The 16,094-nt window shown below is 39.2% G+C and carries 15 protein-coding genes; 5 read left to right on the top strand and 10 right to left on the bottom strand.

All coding sequences use genetic code 11. The features are described from left to right. Positions 1 to 19: 19 nt before the first annotated feature. Together PVK79_RS08090 and PVK79_RS08085 are read right to left on the bottom strand one after the other, a co-directional pair. The gene (locus tag PVK79_RS08090; protein WP_257326881.1) at positions 20 to 3,178 is read right to left on the bottom strand and encodes a M1 family aminopeptidase; all 3,159 of its coding nucleotides are present in this window, start codon (positions 3,176 to 3,178) and stop codon (positions 20 to 22) included. Continuing rightward, a complete protein-coding gene (locus PVK79_RS08085; protein ID WP_145234543.1) occupies positions 3,169 to 4,041 on the bottom strand; it encodes an ABC transporter ATP-binding protein in 873 nt (290 codons plus the stop codon). Before PVK79_RS08085 ends, PVK79_RS08090 begins: the two co-directional genes overlap by 10 nt. 216 nt (positions 4,042 to 4,257) lie before the next feature. Between PVK79_RS08085 and PVK79_RS08080 the strand changes: the two genes are divergently transcribed. Beyond that, positions 4,258 to 5,664, top strand: coding sequence for a sensor histidine kinase (locus PVK79_RS08080; protein WP_257326880.1), 1,407 nt, complete (start codon positions 4,258 to 4,260; stop codon positions 5,662 to 5,664). A 60-nt stretch (positions 5,665 to 5,724) separates the two neighbouring features. Here the strand turns inward: PVK79_RS08080 and tnpA are convergent, their stop codons facing one another. Further along, complete coding sequence (gene tnpA, locus PVK79_RS08075; protein ID WP_182700879.1) at positions 5,725 to 6,168, bottom strand: IS200/IS605 family transposase; 444 nt, start codon at positions 6,166 to 6,168, stop codon at positions 5,725 to 5,727. Between the two features lie 147 nt (positions 6,169 to 6,315). Between tnpA and PVK79_RS08070 the strand changes: the two genes are divergently transcribed. Continuing rightward, entirely contained in the window at positions 6,316 to 6,990 is a 675-nt protein-coding gene (locus tag PVK79_RS08070; protein WP_257326879.1) for a LytR/AlgR family response regulator transcription factor, read from the top strand. Here the strand turns inward: PVK79_RS08070 and PVK79_RS08065 are convergent. The 3 genes from PVK79_RS08065 to PVK79_RS08055 are packed head-to-tail and all read right to left on the bottom strand — an operon-like array spanning position 6,973 to position 8,607. After that, positions 6,973 to 7,584: a GDSL-type esterase/lipase family protein gene (locus tag PVK79_RS08065; RefSeq protein ID WP_257326878.1), complete on the bottom strand. Its 612-nt coding sequence runs from the start codon at positions 7,582 to 7,584 to the stop codon at positions 6,973 to 6,975. The two genes, PVK79_RS08070 and PVK79_RS08065, sit on opposite strands and share 18 nt — an antisense overlap. Position 7,585: 1 nt before the next feature. After that, positions 7,586 to 8,110, bottom strand: a complete 525-nt coding sequence (locus tag PVK79_RS08060) for a DsrE family protein (RefSeq protein ID WP_257326877.1) — start codon at positions 8,108 to 8,110, stop codon at positions 7,586 to 7,588. 32 nt (positions 8,111 to 8,142) lie between these two features. Next, positions 8,143 to 8,607 (bottom strand): flavodoxin family protein, encoded by a 465-nt coding sequence (locus PVK79_RS08055; protein WP_257326876.1) that lies wholly within the window; start codon positions 8,605 to 8,607, stop codon positions 8,143 to 8,145. A gap of 97 nt (positions 8,608 to 8,704) precedes the next feature. Here PVK79_RS08055 and soxR point away from each other — a divergent pair, with 97 nt between their 5' ends. Beyond that, positions 8,705 to 9,172 (top strand): redox-sensitive transcriptional activator SoxR, encoded by a 468-nt coding sequence (gene soxR, locus PVK79_RS08050; RefSeq protein WP_145234554.1) that lies wholly within the window; start codon positions 8,705 to 8,707, stop codon positions 9,170 to 9,172. A 237-nt stretch (positions 9,173 to 9,409) separates the two neighbouring features. Then, entirely contained in the window at positions 9,410 to 11,263 is a 1,854-nt protein-coding gene (locus tag PVK79_RS08045) for a S8 family peptidase (protein WP_257326875.1), read from the top strand. 341 nt (positions 11,264 to 11,604) lie between these two features. Here PVK79_RS08045 and PVK79_RS08040 read toward each other — a convergent pair whose 3' ends face one another. Beyond that, positions 11,605 to 12,039: a GNAT family N-acetyltransferase gene (locus tag PVK79_RS08040; RefSeq protein ID WP_257326874.1), complete on the bottom strand. Its 435-nt coding sequence runs from the start codon at positions 12,037 to 12,039 to the stop codon at positions 11,605 to 11,607. Between the two features lie 9 nt (positions 12,040 to 12,048). Further along, the gene (locus PVK79_RS08035) at positions 12,049 to 12,675 is read right to left on the bottom strand and encodes a LysE family translocator (protein WP_145234560.1); all 627 of its coding nucleotides are present in this window, start codon (positions 12,673 to 12,675) and stop codon (positions 12,049 to 12,051) included. 88 nt (positions 12,676 to 12,763) lie between these two features. On the opposite strand from PVK79_RS08035, the gene PVK79_RS08030 reads away from it, so the two are divergent. Continuing rightward, a complete protein-coding gene (locus PVK79_RS08030) occupies positions 12,764 to 14,158 on the top strand; it encodes an aminotransferase-like domain-containing protein (RefSeq protein ID WP_182730818.1) in 1,395 nt (464 codons plus the stop codon). 231 nt (positions 14,159 to 14,389) lie between these two features. On the opposite strand, the gene PVK79_RS08025 is transcribed toward PVK79_RS08030, so the two are convergent. Continuing rightward, a complete protein-coding gene (locus tag PVK79_RS08025; RefSeq protein ID WP_257326873.1) occupies positions 14,390 to 15,457 on the bottom strand; it encodes a hypothetical protein in 1,068 nt (355 codons plus the stop codon). After that, positions 15,450 to 15,866 (bottom strand): hypothetical protein, encoded by a 417-nt coding sequence (locus PVK79_RS08020; protein ID WP_257326872.1) that lies wholly within the window; start codon positions 15,864 to 15,866, stop codon positions 15,450 to 15,452. The genes PVK79_RS08025 and PVK79_RS08020 overlap by 8 nt, the downstream gene beginning before the upstream one ends. Between the last annotated feature and the right edge of the window lie 228 nt (positions 15,867 to 16,094).

Raw genomic sequence — 16,094 nt, 5'->3', positions numbered from 1 at the left:
ATTGTGGCGTTTAGTTCACTTAAACGTCTAAAAACAGCGAATTGATAAATGCAATATGCTGCTCCTCAACCTGCTGTTTCAATGTCCGAATAAAATCCATTGCTGTCGCAGGCCGATTTGGATAAGCATACTCTTGCCATACTGACTTAAGTGCACTAGTTATCGCTTCATCGCCTACTTTAGCCCTTAGTTTTGCAAATACGATGGTGGCTTTTGAGTATTGATCATAATTTTTTGTTGAATCAATCAACGCCATTTTAGCGGTAATATCCATGCGCGATGCCTGCTCATAACGCTTTGTTTCATAATCAACTAATGCGTTCATAGCGGTTTTACCGTAGCGTTTTTCTAACACGACTAATTCGATATATTTAGCCATCGATTCCATTAAAAAGGCACTATCTGCAGGCACACTATTACCTATATCATGGCCAAACCACTGATGCGCGGTTTCATGCACTGCACGGCGATAACGCTGATCAAAGCCAGCACCAACGCTTGGACGAGCCCTAAACCCAACTTTATCCTCAATTAATATAATTTGTGGTAAAGCATACCCAGTGCCACCAAATGGGGGAGCTGCAATTAAGCTTAATTGCTTGGCTTTATACGCAACAATATTATTTTTAAACCAATCAAGTGTGTCCATCATTGCTTGAAAGTTAACGGCAATTGCATCTGAACGCTCAATCGGCTCTTGTTTTTTTGCAAATACTTGTAAAGTAACACCATCATGTTTTTTAGTTTCAGCATTAAAAGGCACTGACAGCCAAGCTGGTAAGTTATTAATTGCAGACACTGTTTTAAACTTAAATATTTCACGACCCTGTTCACGTTGATGCGTAATTTGCTTGCCCTGTGTCACAACTTGGTACCCCGTTGCCGTTGATACTGTGCTCGACATCGTTATACGCTCATAGTGTGCTGGTCTATTTTGCCCTTTAGTAAGTAACGCTGAAGCTAAAGGGCGAGGCTTTTGTTGCAAACCATATTGAGCTCGTAAGCTTGTATCTGTTAACTCATAGTTGATTTGATAGCCAATGGTTGGCAGCACCGGAACTGCTCGAATATAACTAAATTCAGGCGTAATTATTTGATGTCCACCAGCAGGCCACAATTTCGCTTGATGTACTTCAAATTGTGTTGTTAATTGTCGTGTTTCATGTGGTTTTATTGCAACGTCAAACTCATATACAGCCTGATTTAAGTCAGGATAAAAAGCAATTTGTGTCGCACCTGCAATCTTCACCTTCGCCCACTTATAAAACCCAGCTCTGCCGACTAAAATTTGCTTAATGGCCATTGGATGAGAGTTTTTTAAGGTGTAAGCCAGATCAAACTTTGCTAACTGCTGATGCGGGTAAAAATCAATTTTTGCATCAATATGACTAACCTGAGGTTGCAACTTATGCTGCCAGCCTGCAAAGGTTTTTTCATAATCCGCTTTAAAGGCCTCACGTTTATGTGAATTGGTAAGGGGCTTTTCATCAACTAACCGTAGGTGTAATTGCACAAATAAACCAACACAGAGCAACACAGGCATTATTAGCCATGCATCTTTTCGTACAACCGCACGCCTATCAAGCCCTGCACCGCGGTGACTAAATACACACGTTAGCAATATAAAACTTACACAGGCAAACAACCACACCTGTATATAAGGCCAATAACTGCTAATACTGGCCCGATAATCCCAAAATTCACTCGGTGGCTGCAATGGCGTCCAAGCTAGGCTCCAAAATGTGTGTGTGAATCCTAAATAAGTCATAACTGGTGTAAATTTGAGTATTAGCATTACAAAAACAACCAGCCCTGTAATCAGTATTGAACGACACAAATTAAACACACACACCGTTACCCATGCAATCATCATTAGGGGCAGTGCCGTTAAACACAGAACATATACATGATCGTACGCGTCATATTGGCTATGAATAAACCATTGTGACAAAGAAGCACCAACAAAGCTCATCGTTGAAAAAATAATAACCAGGGTAGCCAATACCAATAATTGACTATATAAAATAGTGGCCGTTTTGATCGGCGTAGCAGCAATTAGCTCAGCCATGTTAAAGCGCCGTGCATAGCAACTGATTTGCCAGCTCCAAAGCACCATCAGCAAACACCCAAACAGTATTTGCATATCAAAAGCATAGTGACTAATTGCATCGATGCTGGTTGCGCTGATTACACTCAATGGCTCAGCATAAGCAGAAGAAGAGGCTACATTATTAAACACCATGGCTGGCCAAGCTAATAAAATTAACAGTGTTATTGGATGCTTTAAAACATTGAAAAGCGCTACTTTATAGCATGCGATAAATATCGGCAGTTCATGGTTTTTTGCAGCCACAGGTTGGTACGAAGCACTTGCTACTATAACGGATTGTAGATTACTCACTGCATTTTTTACCCGCTTATTGAACGAGTTAAACACATTACTCGCTGCCGCCGCACTAAAGTAGATAACGGTTGTGAGTAACAGTATCAGCACCCTATTAATGGCTATAACCCAGCCCTGAGGCTCAACAAAGCTACCTATAATTGCAGTGTATGCGAAAGGATCTAACCATATAAACAGTTGATAACTAGTTTCACTGATAATACTACTTCCCGCCAATATGGGGTTACCCGTGACACTTGCAAGCAGTAAGTAGCCAATCCATAAAACTGCAAATACAACATAGTTCACCAGAGCACTGCTGAATTTTTGACAAAACCAGAATGCAATTACACCAAGCAAACAACTATTAGGAAGCAGCACAAAAAGACTATTAACAACCAGTTGATTAATGATTTGCCAGTCAAACCCTTTGCTGTGTACTTGCATAACCACCATTACTAGCATACTGATAAGCACAATCACAAACACACACAACACCAACGCCCCCACACGTAGCAATGCGCTTTGTTTAAACGTGATAGGTGTCACTGCCACCAGCTCTTGCATATTGTGTATTTGATCACGTAAAAAAAATGTCGGTGCAAGCGCACCTGTAAGTAAAGCTAGTTGTATCATTTGCAGTGCAACTAGATGTAATTTAAATTGATTTATAGCGTCGCTGCCTTCGACGGCTAAACCTGATGACAATGTAAACGCAAATAAAGGGGCAGTTACAAAGCAAAGCCAAAGCAAAGGCTGGCGAAGTACATAATGTAGTTCGTTGATCAGTAGCATGTGTTACTACCTCGCAATTTCAACTCATAAAAATAGCTATCTTGCAGTGTCACTTCGCCAGGTCTTGCACGCTCAGCGGGAGCCGTTGTGGCATAAACTCGAAATGAAGGCTTGCCGTATCGATAACTTTGGCTTAATACAAAGCTCTCTTGCGGTAACACACTAGGAAGGCTCTCCAGTAGCCATACACAACCATGCAATGGCTTAATGAGTGCTGCCACTTCACCACTTTGAATTAACCGACCTTGGTTGATCATCGCGACAAAATGACACTGATTTTCTATGTCTTCTACTATGTGGGTAGATAACAACACCAAGCGCTGTTTACTAATCGTCACCAATAAATTATTGAGACTTTCGCGCTCAGCAGGGTCAAGCCCTGCGGTTGGTTCATCTAGAATAATCAGCTTAGGGGAGCCTAGCAACGCTTGAGCAATACCAAAGCGTTGTTTCATCCCACCAGAAAAGTGGCTCACCTTTTTGCTTGCAAACTGAGATAAATTTAATAGCGCCAAGAGCTCACTTATTTGCTGCTGTCGGTCTTTTCTATCAAGGCCCTTTAAAATTGCGATATGCTCTAGCAAAGCAATACAACTCATATTTGGATAAACACCAAACTGTTGCGGTAAATAGCCAAGCTGCTTGCGCATCTGTTCGGGGTGTTGCAACACATCTAAACCGTCAAAGTTCACCTGACCAGTATCAACGCTTTGCAAACACGCAAGCGTGCGCATTAAGCTTGATTTACCCGCCCCATTTGGCCCAAGTAATCCCACCATACCGGTTGGTAAAGTAATAGATATATCACTTAATGCTTGGGTACCATCTGCGTATTTTTTATTAATATTTGTAAGTGTTAGCATCGTTATGTTCCTTAATTGATTAATAATCACATTAAGAAAGCACCGCACAATAAGCTACATAGCAATGATCAACACATTGAATTAAAGGATGAAAGCAAATATTTTGCAGTTGTCATTAAAAAACGACCTTTGATCATTATTTTGCTGAACTAAGTGAAGTAATTCATTTAAACTTAATAACATATATCATTAAGCACGATGTACATGGAGTGTAGTATGCAGGCAGCTATTTCAGCGCGGTGGCAACGATTAAACTTACATTATGTGGTTGTTTTACTACCCGTTATTGCTGCAATAATGCTAGAAGCACACATTCGCTATCTATCATTAAAGCAAGACTCAGCCGAGCTCTACACGCTAATTAATGGGCAACTATTTTTAGAGTGCTTGCCTTTTTTAGCTGCTCACGCTTTAGCATTTAAATTGCCACTTAAACGCTCAGTTGTAGTGTGGCTATTAGGCTTTGTTGCGTATCCTTCTCTTGTCTACCTGGTAAATATAATGTCTTCTGCGTTTGCTAATTGGCAATACCTCGACGCACAATGCTGGATACTCTCTGCATTCGCGAGTCTTATTTGGCTAATGTTAAAGCGAGTTAGTAGCGCACAAAACTCATTAACTTCAAAGTGGTTTAACTCATTAACATCTCTCGATAATATGGTTATTTTAGTATTAGTATCGTGGTCTTTAATTATGGCTGGCGTACTTAATACGCATACAAACCCGATGCTAAATCAACCTTTAGACCTGATCCTTGACATAAGCAAAGTATTTACCCAATTTAATCAATTCCTAACTTACTTTTGGCAGCTAAGCGTATACACAGCTATCATTTTTTGTTTGTACTTATTTAACCGATACATATTGATCCGCCAAATATTAACAAACCATGGTGTGTTTACTTTTCTCGCTGCATGTTTAATTTTTATTGCTTTGCTTACACCCACCCTCACTGCGGGTGTGCTTTTACTGCCCATCAATGATCTGCCTACAGAGGTTGTAAATTTAACACCAAGTGGAACTCGAAGCCTTTTTAGTAAGTATAACTACCAGTTTATGTTTTTCTTTCTTAGCGTTAGCACGCCAATTATTTTAGCCTTTGAACGCCAACAGCAGCATAATAAATTAAATGTGATTGCCAAGCAGCAAACTGAAACAGAACTGACGTTACTACAACAACAAATTAACCCGCACTTTTTATTCAACACACTAAATAACTTATATGCATTAACACTCACTAAATCAGATAATGCACCGCAGTTGGTGATGCAACTTGCCAATTTACTTCGATACACGGTCTACGAAGGTCAAAAACAACAGGTTTTCTTAACCCAAGAAATTAATTATCTTAAAGACTTTATCGAATTACAGCAGATCAGAAGTGGTGACAAGTGCCAATTTAACCTTGTTTGGCCAAGTAACCCTGGTAAATTAAAAATAGCCCCACTGCTACTCATTATTATATTAGAAAATGCTATTAAACATGGTGTAGAGCCAACATCACAGCAAACAGAAATAACCTTTGAACTCACAGTCAGTAGCAATACACTAACGCTGTATTGCGCAAACACCATCCACCAACAAAAACAACAAAATGATTCTGGCATGGGACTGAACAAATAAACATCCCCGGGGCAAGCCCTTCTGCTAACGCAGAACTCACTTCGTGAGCGGGGTATTTGGTTAGAACATAGCTAACTGATGATCCGAATGGAGTTGGTCATAATTATTTCCTTGGTTTTTCACATACTTTCTTATCATTGATTCGTCACCATGTTTTCCTACCGTACTTGCAAAATAACCATCTGACCAAAACTCTCCACCCCATAACTGCTTTTTAACATGAGGGCACTTTTTAAAAACCTCTCTTGCCGTTAAACTTTTAATCATCGTTACCAACTTTGTAATGCTGTAGGTTGGTACTGACTGAACTAAAAAATGAATATGATCTTCATCCGTCCCAATTTCTAAAAATTTGATTTCGTAACGTTTTTCTATTTCAACACAAATTTCTGTGATTGCCCTATCAACTCCCACATCAAGAACTGCTCTTCTATATTTTGCAGGGAAAACTAAGTGATAAAGTAAAACTGTCACATTGTGGCTTTTATGTATAAATTCGCTCATTACTCAATACTACGCCGCAAGCGGCGGGGAATAAACCCGAAGAGATTTAAAGCGAAGACTGGAACTTCTGTACCCAAATAGCTATTCTCTGATTACAAATAGTCAACATAATATTTGGCAAACTACACTCACTTTGGAGCTTTCATCATGTTAAACGCATTGATAATCGATGATGAGCCACTCGCACACCTCGTAATTCAGCACCACTTAGCAGCTCACCCTACAATTAATATTGTTGGCCAATACTATAGCGCAAAAGATGCTTTATATGACTTGGCAAAGTTAGACGTCGATTTAGTCTTTTTAGACATCAATATGCCAGAGTTATCGGGGTTAGAGTTACTCAAAGCGCTCGCTAAACCACCGCAAGTAATTATAGTCAGTGCTTATCAAGAGTATGCCTTTGAAGGCTTTGAACTCAATGTAACTGATTATTTGCTAAAGCCCGTATCGGCAGAGAGGCTTGAGCAAGCACTCAACAAAGTTATAATTCGTGAGAATCAGTTTTCAACACAGCCGCAATCAAGCATCATTCTTAAAGTTGACCGTGAAAAACGTAAGATCAACTTAGATAGTATTGAATACATTGAGGCGTATGGAAATTATGTAAGAGTTCACCTAGCTGACCAAGTGATACTTGCAACAAGCACACTTAAGCGGCTCTCAGTACAACTTGATGGCTCATTCTTGCAAACTCATAAATCATTTTTAATCAATAAAAATAAGGTTGTTGCAGTTAGTAATGACTATATTGAGCTAATCTCAGGTACGATTGTAAAAGTTGGCAAGTCATATAAAAAAGTATCACGTTCTTTGCTCTAAAATATACTGATATAAATTATCTGCGAGCTTTTTATGTTCACAAGATGGCCAGTGCACCCCCTCATACTGACAAGGCTTAATAAACAAGAAGGCATCAATAAATTCACACGTGTGACGTTCAGCGGCGGCTTTGAACTCAATGGATAATTGTTCAGCTTTTTTACCTGCACCTGCGTAAATGCTTTTATAACTTCCCACTTCATGAACCTTGGGCGGGCTTATAATGATTATCTTTGGTATTGTTTTACAGTGATAAAAGGCTTTAATGGCTAAAATTAACTCCTCAAGCGCTTTGCCAATATCGATAGCAGACAGTGCAAAACGTGCTTTTAAATCATTGGTTCCAAGCTGAATAATAACAATGTCAACGGTGTGCACTTCAAGGTAAGGTTTTAAATATTTAATCCCTGACTTATCACCATCAAAAGGCGGATTGTTCACTAAGGTTCTATTCGGCTGCCCTGCCTCGATAACCTCATGACCATCACCTAATTGTTGTAGTATACCTGGCCAGCGCTCACATGCAGCCAACCGTTTCCCATCAACAGGAGAAATACCAAAGGTATTCGAATCACCAAAACACAAAATATTCATTTTAAAATGGATTCAGCGTGTAGCCTTGTTGCTGTAACTGCGCATGAGCGGTCATTGCAGAAAGCGCCATTTTCACCCCAGGAATAAGCTGCTCTGGTGCTACCTTCATATGCATTGCCGACTGCCCGCACACATACACAACCGTATTATTAGCAAGTAGCTGGGTGATCAAAGACTGGTTTTTATTATCAACATCAAAGCGGCTTTTATAAACGCTGTTTTCCAGCATATCAACGCTCGCGCTACCGTGTACGACTAAGGCCAGTTGGATGTTTTCCGGCTTTACCCCATGGGCAACATGCATATTAATAAAGCGCGCTAACGAATTAATAGGGTTATTTTGCTCGCCATGTTTTGCACCATCCCCCACATCAAAGGCAATTTTAAACTGCGCTTGGCTTAAGTTTGATACATGAGCTGGTACATTGTAAAAATAACCAAAGTCATTGATAACAGGAGTTGGCTCAGCAGCGATCGTTGTTAAGCTAGTTGCAAGAAGGCCAAAGCCTAAAAGTGAAGTTTTCATAAATCATCCTTTTTTGTTTAGCCTACCCGTATTTAACCAGCCTGTACATGTGAATGAGCTTTAAAAGTCATTCCTAAATAATTAAAGGTTTGTTTAAACATGTCTATAAAGGCGTCTGGCGCAGAGGGAGTTGAGGCATTAGACAATAGTGAAAACTGTTTTTGACGTAAAGTTCTAAGCTTCGGTTTTAACGCCTCGTCATCCATGTAATCTGTGATCCTATCCATAAATGCTTTCATTTGTGGCGTGGTGTTATACCAGTACACAGGCGATGCGAACACCCAATGTTCGTAGCGAAGTAACACTTCAAACAAATTATAAAAATCATCATTGTGATACTGCTTATCGTAGCGATAAGGTGAAATAACATAATCATCTAAGCAAAAAACAATGCCGCTTTGTTGCTTACTATAGGCATTAACTTGCGCCGTAGTATTACCGTTTTTACGGCCACTTGAATAAATAATAGCGGTGTTATGCATTGGTTTTTCTTGCATTTTATTTCTCCTTTTTTATGGTTGCAAAGAGCGTAAAACCTCAAGTAAGATTGAGGTCAACCTTAAAAATTGATTTTTAATAAAAAAGAAGAAAACTATGACCGATCAACAAAAAAAGCTTGTTGAAGCTAATTTAACTGTGGGCTTTGTAGCTAAACGCAGCGGCGTAAAAGTCTCCGCGCTACACTTTTACGAAACCAAAGGCTTGATCCGCAGCTGGCGGAACAACGGCAACCAACGCCGTTATAAGCCTGATGTACTGCGCCGTGTGGCGGTCATCAAAGCAGCGCAAGCAATGGGCATTACTCTTGAGGAAATCAAACAAACCCTCGCCACTTTACCTGATAAACGAACCCCCACTAAAGAAGATTGGTCAGCATTATCAAAAAACTGGCAAGCACAACTTGATGAACGTATTGCTTTTATGCAGCGCCTACGCGACAGAGTCGACGGCTGCATCGGCTGCGGTTGCCTGTCAATGACAAAGTGCCCGATTTACAATAAAGACGATTACTTAGGCGATACCCAAAGTGGCGCAGTACTTTTGAATAATCCTCAAAAATAATCCTGCCAAAAATAACAATACGCTCAATATTAAAAACACTTAAATTCAAATAATTGCACTAAAAAGCAAGCAAGTGTTAGATTCATAATAAGGCTACAAAAAACCAAAACAGTTACACTTGTTTACATATTTTTACATTTAAGTTAAATTAAAGTTAACGGAATGTTTACTTATTGCTAATTAAAGCTATCTTTTGGAGTGCGTTTCAAACAATAACTATCCAAAAAGGATTAAACAATGCGTAAATTAAGTACTCTAAGTTTTGCTGTTTTAGTCAGTTTATCAGCGGTGCAAACTCATGCGGCAGAACTTATGTCCGTCGACACAAGCCGCGCGATTGAAGGTAAATATATCGTTGTATTTAAAACTCCCTCCGTTTTAAATGTTCAAAGTAGTGATGCAATAGCTGACTTTGCCAGTTCACAATCAGCGAGTTTAAGTAACCTATATAACATCGATGTGGCTCAGGAATTTGGCGGCATTTTAAACGGTGTTGTTGTCAATGCGTCAGATAAAACAATTCAACAAATGCTTAGCAATCCGAATATTGACTACATTGAACAAGATCAAATGATGTCGATTAACCCTTTGGCACAAACAAACGCAAATCAACCAAATGCAATCTGGGGCTTAGACCGCATAGATCAACAAGACCTCCCTCTCAATTCAAATTACTATTATGATTTTGATGGGTCTGGCGTAACTGCGTATGTCATTGATACAGGTGTACGTATAAGCCACAATGAATTCGGCAATCGCGCATCTCACGGTTATGACTTTATAGATAACGACTCAGATGCAACAGACTGTAATGGACATGGTACGCATGTTGCCGGCACGATTGGTGGTGGTACTTACGGGGTTGCTAAAAATGTCAACATCGTAGGTGTGCGCGTACTAGGTTGTAATGGTTCAGGCTCAAACTCAGGGGTTATTGCAGGTATTAACTGGGTTAAAAATAACGCGACGGGACCTTCAGTTGCAAATATGAGTTTAGGCGGTGGCGCCTCACAAGCAACTGATGACGCAGTAAACAATGCCGTAGCAGCAGGAATAAGTTTTGTAGTAGCTGCGGGTAATGACAACAGTAATGCCTGCAATTATTCACCAGCTCGTGCAGCGAACGCCATAACTGTTGGCTCAACGACTAGCAGCGATAGTCGTTCAAGTTTTTCAAACTATGGTAACTGCTTAGATATCTACGCACCTGGTTCAAGTATTAAATCAGCATGGTATAACTCAAATACATCAACAAATACTATCAGTGGCACCTCAATGGCCTCGCCTCATGTTGCTGGTGCCGTTGCACTATACCTTGATGAAACGCCCTCTTTGAGCCCATCACAAATCGATACTATGCTCAGCCAACGAAGTACTAAAAACAAAGTGTCTGATGCGAAATCTGGCTCACCGAATGAGTTACTTTATACATTAGAAGGTGGCATTATTGTCCCCCCAGAAGAAAATGAACTGACCAATGGACAAAGCGTTAACGTATCAGGCGCTCAAGGTACAAACACTTTTTATAAGCTCGTTGTTCCTGCGGGTTCTGAATCGCTATCATTTGATACCAATGGTGGTTCAGGCGATGTTGATATGTATGTACAGGTAGGGCAAAAACCTTCAACTAGTAGCTACAACTGTAGACCATATAAAAATGGCAACACAGAAAACTGCACATTCACTAACCCACAAGCTGGCGATTGGTGGGTAATGCTCAATGGCTACAGCCAATACAGTGGTGTAAGTTTAACTGGCACAATTGGCGGTGGCACTAGCTGTGGCAGCAATTGCTTAACAAATGGCGTGCCAATTACAGGGCTTTCTGGCGCACGAAATCAAGAACTTGTCTACACCATTGAAGTACCAGCAAATGCTTCGTTGAATATTAGTATGTCTGGAGGTACGGGCGACGCTGATTTATATGTTCGTAAAGGCGCACAAGCTACAACTAGTGTGTATGACTGCCGTCCATATGCAAATGGTAATAATGAAAGCTGTATCCTAGGCTCAGGACAAGGCGGTAAATATTACATTACACTAAGAGGGTACAATGCATTTTCTGGCGTAAGCATTGTTGCATCTTACTAATTAACTGACTCTAAAAAACTCAATAATACCAATAGTGTTAAGTTGCTGACCATTTATAACGACAGATAAATACAGTGATAACAAGGCAGAAATTTTGACATGTTGTTGCTCTACATAAAAAATGATTAACGCAGTTAGCGTTTTATTTAGCCCGCCAGAATGGTTAAATATTTAAGTCGATTGGTATAATAATATGGCCTATTTTTATAGGCCGTATTATTTATTGATACTCTCTAAAGTGCTCACATTTTTAATAAAACGGCTATAAATAGAGAATAAAGAGTTCAGCTGTAAAATAATAAAAGTATTTAACTGCACGCATTAAAACGTTCAATTCATACTTAATTTTGCCGCTGTAATAATGTTGAGTACCCGCCAACTAAACACTTTTCCATTGCGAGATTGGGGTTTGCTTGGCTTTGAAAACCAAATTGTTGATAAAGTGAATGAGCGTCTTTTGTTGCCAGTGTAAAACGGCGTAATGATTGCAATTCAGGGTGACTCATTACATGACCCATCAGCTTTTTACCCAGCCCTTGACCTCTAAATGGCTCTAACACAAATACATCCAGTAAGTTTGCAAAAGTGGCTTGGTCAGTCACCACTCGTGCAAATGCCAATAGCTGTTTATTTTCAATTAATGCAAAGCACAGCGAGTGTGCGAACGCTTTTTCTAACCGTTCGCGACTAATGCCTTGACTCCAATAACTTCGCTCAGATAAAAACTCAAACGCTTGGGTAAATTGTTGTGGTGACAATTGGTGAGTAAATTTCATTTTATTTCCCTACTGAATGCTTGCATTGGAAAGAAAAACTAAAGGAATTGATGCCGCAAGAAACAGTGACATAACCCAATTAAAACGTTTAAAGATATTTGGCTTATTTAGAAATTGGCGCATGTATTTGCCAAAATTTACCCAAAACAAGCCTGAGCAAGCCGCGACAAGGTTAAAAATAATCACGCCCAAAATTGCAGAAGGCCAATAGGCACCTCCTGGTAAAGTCAGTGCAGTACAAAGTGTCATTAACACTGCATATGACTTAGGATTGATCAACTGAAAAAGCATGCCTTGAAAAAAATTTAAAGGCCTTGCTTGAGCATTATCACCTTTTAATTGAGAGCTACTAGCTATCTTGTATGCCAAATATAAAATATAACCACTGGCACAAAGCTGTAGAAAAAAATGCAGCTTTGGCTGTATTAAAAACAATTTCCCTAATCCTAGTAGCATTGCCAAATGCATTATCGTCATGCCTACTCGAATACCCAATAAGTGCGGTAGGGTTTTGATCACGCCAAAATGTGTGCCTGAGTGAGTAAGCAAAATATTATTAGGCCCAGGCGTAATTGACGCCGCAAAACAAAATAAAATGAGAGCCGGAGCAAGCTCAAAAACAGTAGCTGTATTCATAATAATTAATTGTATTGATACAATATTGTAGTTGTTTAATAACTATTAATTGTCATACTTATGTAAAATCATCAATATTTTTATTGTTATGAATACAATTTACAAACCGGATCACACTCTATTTAGTAGTTTGTGCAAAACACAGCCAAAATATCGCGCATTAGCCGCTTTGATTGAGCATGCTATCGACAACAAAATGCTGGGTTTTGAGCAAAAATTACCAGCCCAACGACTACTCGCTGACAGCCTAAGTGTTACACATGGTACGGTAACTCGTGCATATGCTTTACTTGAGCAACGAGGGTTGGTTACTGCAAAACTAGGGGCTGGTACCTTTGTAAGTAAAGTTATTGAGTTAAGTCATTTTGAGGGCGACACAGACTTTGCTTCAAGCATGCAACCGATGATGGGGCAACAACATGTTATGACCAATGCCCTGCAATCGCTGTCAAAGGATCAAAGTGCATTAACAGATGTGATGATTTATAAACTCAATGGACTTACCTCACATCAACATTTTTTCAAACAATGGCTAGCGGATAAGGGCTTTGATTGCTTAAACCATCCGTTGATATTTACCCAAGGTGCTCAGCAAGGAATATTCACTACGTTAGCAACCTTGTGTGAAAGTGGCGATACTGTCATTGCAGAGTCAATGTGTTACCCCGGTTTTTACCATGCGTGTCATTCGCTTAAACTTTCATTAGCACAAGTAAACGTGCATAGCGACGGGATTGATCTTGCGCAAATTGAAGCATTGTGTAAGTCGCGTACAATCAAAGCGGTTTACATCACGCCAAACTGTCAAAATCCAACCAATATTTGCTATAGCAGTAACAATTTAAATGCCCTACTGGCGCTGAGTCGCCGATATAATTTTTTCATTATTGAAGATGACGTAAATTACTGTTTGCCAGAGTATTGGCGATTACCATTGTGGCAACAAGCACCGGATCGGGTTTTTTATATTTCAAGCTTTTCAAAATATTTTGCAGGCGGACTACGAGCCGGTTACTTATTACCTCCACGACTTTGGGAGCAACCAATTTTAAAACAAATTCATAGTGAGTGTTGGGCGGTTTCCTCAATGAATTTTGAGTTAATAATGCGCGCCATTAAAAGTAACGAATTTACTTATAATCAAACTAAGCTAGCAGATGAGATACGCTATCGTATTGAACAAATAAAAAAGCTGCTTCAAACTTATGAGATAGATGCTCAGTTTGCCAGTTTAAATGTATATATTCGCTTATCCCAGTCGCAGAATATGTTTGAGTTTTGCAGCGTATTAAAAGCGCATAAGGTAATTGTAAGGACGCTAGATTCCTTTATCCCAGAAGTTCCAGCCCTAAAAGTAGATAATCCAAATGGTGTTCGCCTCACCCTAGGCGGCCCAGCAACCCGGGCTGAGTTTGACTTAGGCATCACCCGCGTTGAAGCCGCTTTACAGCAGTTTAATCAAACATTTGAGGTAGTTATTTAAATTTTATTATTCAATAAAATCGGGGAATCATTATTCCTTTGGGTGATGTGAACTCATACTTTTTTGAGGAAATATAGTGTTTAAAGTTCTGCGAGTTCTCTATTGCTTTTGCATTTAGTTTTGCATTTAGTTTTGCAAATCTATATGAAATTGACATGAATATCCTTTTGCCTACCCAAGCAGTTATTTACTGCTTGGGTTAAATTCCTTTAATTTTATTATGTTATTTAACTATAGATCTACCATCAAAAACGAAGTGAATTTTTGCCACAACGTTTTACCGAACTTAATGTCACACTCGGCTTTTATGTTATCTGCGTATTTCCACGGAAATTTAAAAATATCTGGCGATGTTAACTTTTTAATAGGTTTACCCATCAAAAGGTTATCAAGCTGCTCTTCATCATTAAATTCTTTTCTAAGTTCATCATCCGCTTTAGACATTTCTTTTAAAAATGACTTATCAACCCGATACCAAAAATACTTAGGGCGACCATTCGCTTTATCAAATTCAGCGGTAGTTTTATCAAACTCACGGTAATATTCAAATTGTGGAATATCTGCTAAGGGTTGAGTAACATCCATAAAATTTTGTAGTAACTCCCAGTGCAAAAAAGCGCAGGCTATTTGGTTACTATAAGTCTGCTCATAACGAATGTTTTTCTTATAATGCAGTAATGTAAAGCCTCTGTTAGCAAAACCGCTTTTTGGATTATGGGCTACTTTATAGTGAGCATTGAACTCTTCAAAAGGGAGTGTATCAAAACTTTTTGCATCCTTAGTAGGTATTTCAACCATACCCGTTTTCCGATTAAAAATTGTGGCTAGATTAAATTTGAAACGAAAAAATGGCCAAATTAGCAAGCTAATTAACTTAGATCCCCCCCAGCAACTTGAAAGAATGATAAAAAAATCAAATGCAAGATCATATGCCCCCAAAGCAAGGGAAAATAACGGTAGAATAAACATAAAAAAAACAAAGAATAAATGTAGCATAGCCCAAGTAAAGTTTATCAAACCAATCATATTTGTAGCATTTGAAATTAATGCCAACGTCAACTTATTCTTTCCTTTAGTTAAAATTGAACGATCATAGTCCGTTTGACCATTAATATTCCCTTTATAATAACTCTTTTGACTGCTATCAAAGCAATACCCGATTAAATCCTCCCTAGGGTAAATAGCTTGCTTGCTTTGATAACGACAATACATAGAGTCACGCTCATCAGTCGCTATTTCATCTCTAAATTTTGCATCTTGCATACCTCTGTAAGCTGTGTCAGCATATTTTTCAAGCATATTCTCTTTCCTTTATTGTCCACGCCTTGTCTGGTATTTCTCCATCTTCCCAATCGTTACGCTCATCTATATCAACATAAGGCAAAGTGGTATTCTTATCTAGGCGGTACTGCACTTTTACTTTCCAATCAACTTCGAAATGTTTCGGCCACATGGATAAAATTGGGACAATATATTGAAACCCATTTATAACGCCTGATTCAGTATTCTCTTTTTGGATTATTTGCCAGTTTTTATGATCGTGACGGAATTCCTGCTCAAAATGTAAAACTCCCTCATCTTCTATTTGGTAAACTTGCACAAATAACTCTGATTGACCTAATGCAAAATTTGGTGTGTCGATATCAATGGTTATTTGGCAATGTGAACTAGTTAGCTTCTTGACCTCTAACGTAATATTTGGGTTCATCAATGTGCCTACTAATGCGGCGTAACGAAATTAAGATGACACCCATCTTAACTATTCAGAGTGAGTATCGTTTTTATTCTTCAATTTGCGCGGCGTAAAGCCCCGCCTACGCAAATTTAAACAGCTATATTACATCGCCTGTAGGCGGCAGTTTACCTCGTGCATGGTTTGATTTTTTTCTACCTTATGACTAAGATGCGCGTATTTAAAGTGGCTCTCTTCTTAATT

This window comes from Pseudoalteromonas rhizosphaerae, assembly GCF_028885455.1.
In the GTDB taxonomy this organism is placed as follows: Bacteria; Pseudomonadota; Gammaproteobacteria; order Enterobacterales; family Alteromonadaceae; genus Pseudoalteromonas; species Pseudoalteromonas rhizosphaerae.
The sequence above is the reverse complement of the archived record's forward strand: the minus strand, read 5'-3'. Positions and strand labels throughout refer to the sequence as shown.

Coding starts and splice junctions, on each gene's coding strand:
- PVK79_RS08045 (WP_257326875.1), top strand. CDS start 9,410: ATGCGTAAATTAAGTACTCTAAGTTTTGCTGTTTTAGTCAGTTTATCA.
- PVK79_RS08035 (WP_145234560.1), bottom strand. CDS start 12,675: ATGAATACAGCTACTGTTTTTGAGCTTGCTCCGGCTCTCATTTTATTT.
- PVK79_RS08060 (WP_257326877.1), bottom strand. CDS start 8,110: ATGAAAACTTCACTTTTAGGCTTTGGCCTTCTTGCAACTAGCTTAACA.
- PVK79_RS08065 (WP_257326878.1), bottom strand. CDS start 7,584: ATGAATATTTTGTGTTTTGGTGATTCGAATACCTTTGGTATTTCTCCT.
- PVK79_RS08020 (WP_257326872.1), bottom strand. CDS start 15,866: ATGAACCCAAATATTACGTTAGAGGTCAAGAAGCTAACTAGTTCACAT.
- PVK79_RS08055 (WP_257326876.1), bottom strand. CDS start 8,607: ATGCAAGAAAAACCAATGCATAACACCGCTATTATTTATTCAAGTGGC.
- PVK79_RS08030 (WP_182730818.1), top strand. CDS start 12,764: ATGAATACAATTTACAAACCGGATCACACTCTATTTAGTAGTTTGTGC.
- PVK79_RS08025 (WP_257326873.1), bottom strand. CDS start 15,457: ATGCTTGAAAAATATGCTGACACAGCTTACAGAGGTATGCAAGATGCA.
- PVK79_RS08080 (WP_257326880.1), top strand. CDS start 4,258: ATGCAGGCAGCTATTTCAGCGCGGTGGCAACGATTAAACTTACATTAT.
- PVK79_RS08040 (WP_257326874.1), bottom strand. CDS start 12,039: ATGAAATTTACTCACCAATTGTCACCACAACAATTTACCCAAGCGTTT.
- PVK79_RS08070 (WP_257326879.1), top strand. CDS start 6,316: ATGTTAAACGCATTGATAATCGATGATGAGCCACTCGCACACCTCGTA.
- PVK79_RS08090 (WP_257326881.1), bottom strand. CDS start 3,178: ATGCTACTGATCAACGAACTACATTATGTACTTCGCCAGCCTTTGCTT.
- soxR (WP_145234554.1), top strand. CDS start 8,705: ATGACCGATCAACAAAAAAAGCTTGTTGAAGCTAATTTAACTGTGGGC.
- PVK79_RS08085 (WP_145234543.1), bottom strand. CDS start 4,041: ATGCTAACACTTACAAATATTAATAAAAAATACGCAGATGGTACCCAA.
- tnpA (WP_182700879.1), bottom strand. CDS start 6,168: ATGAGCGAATTTATACATAAAAGCCACAATGTGACAGTTTTACTTTAT.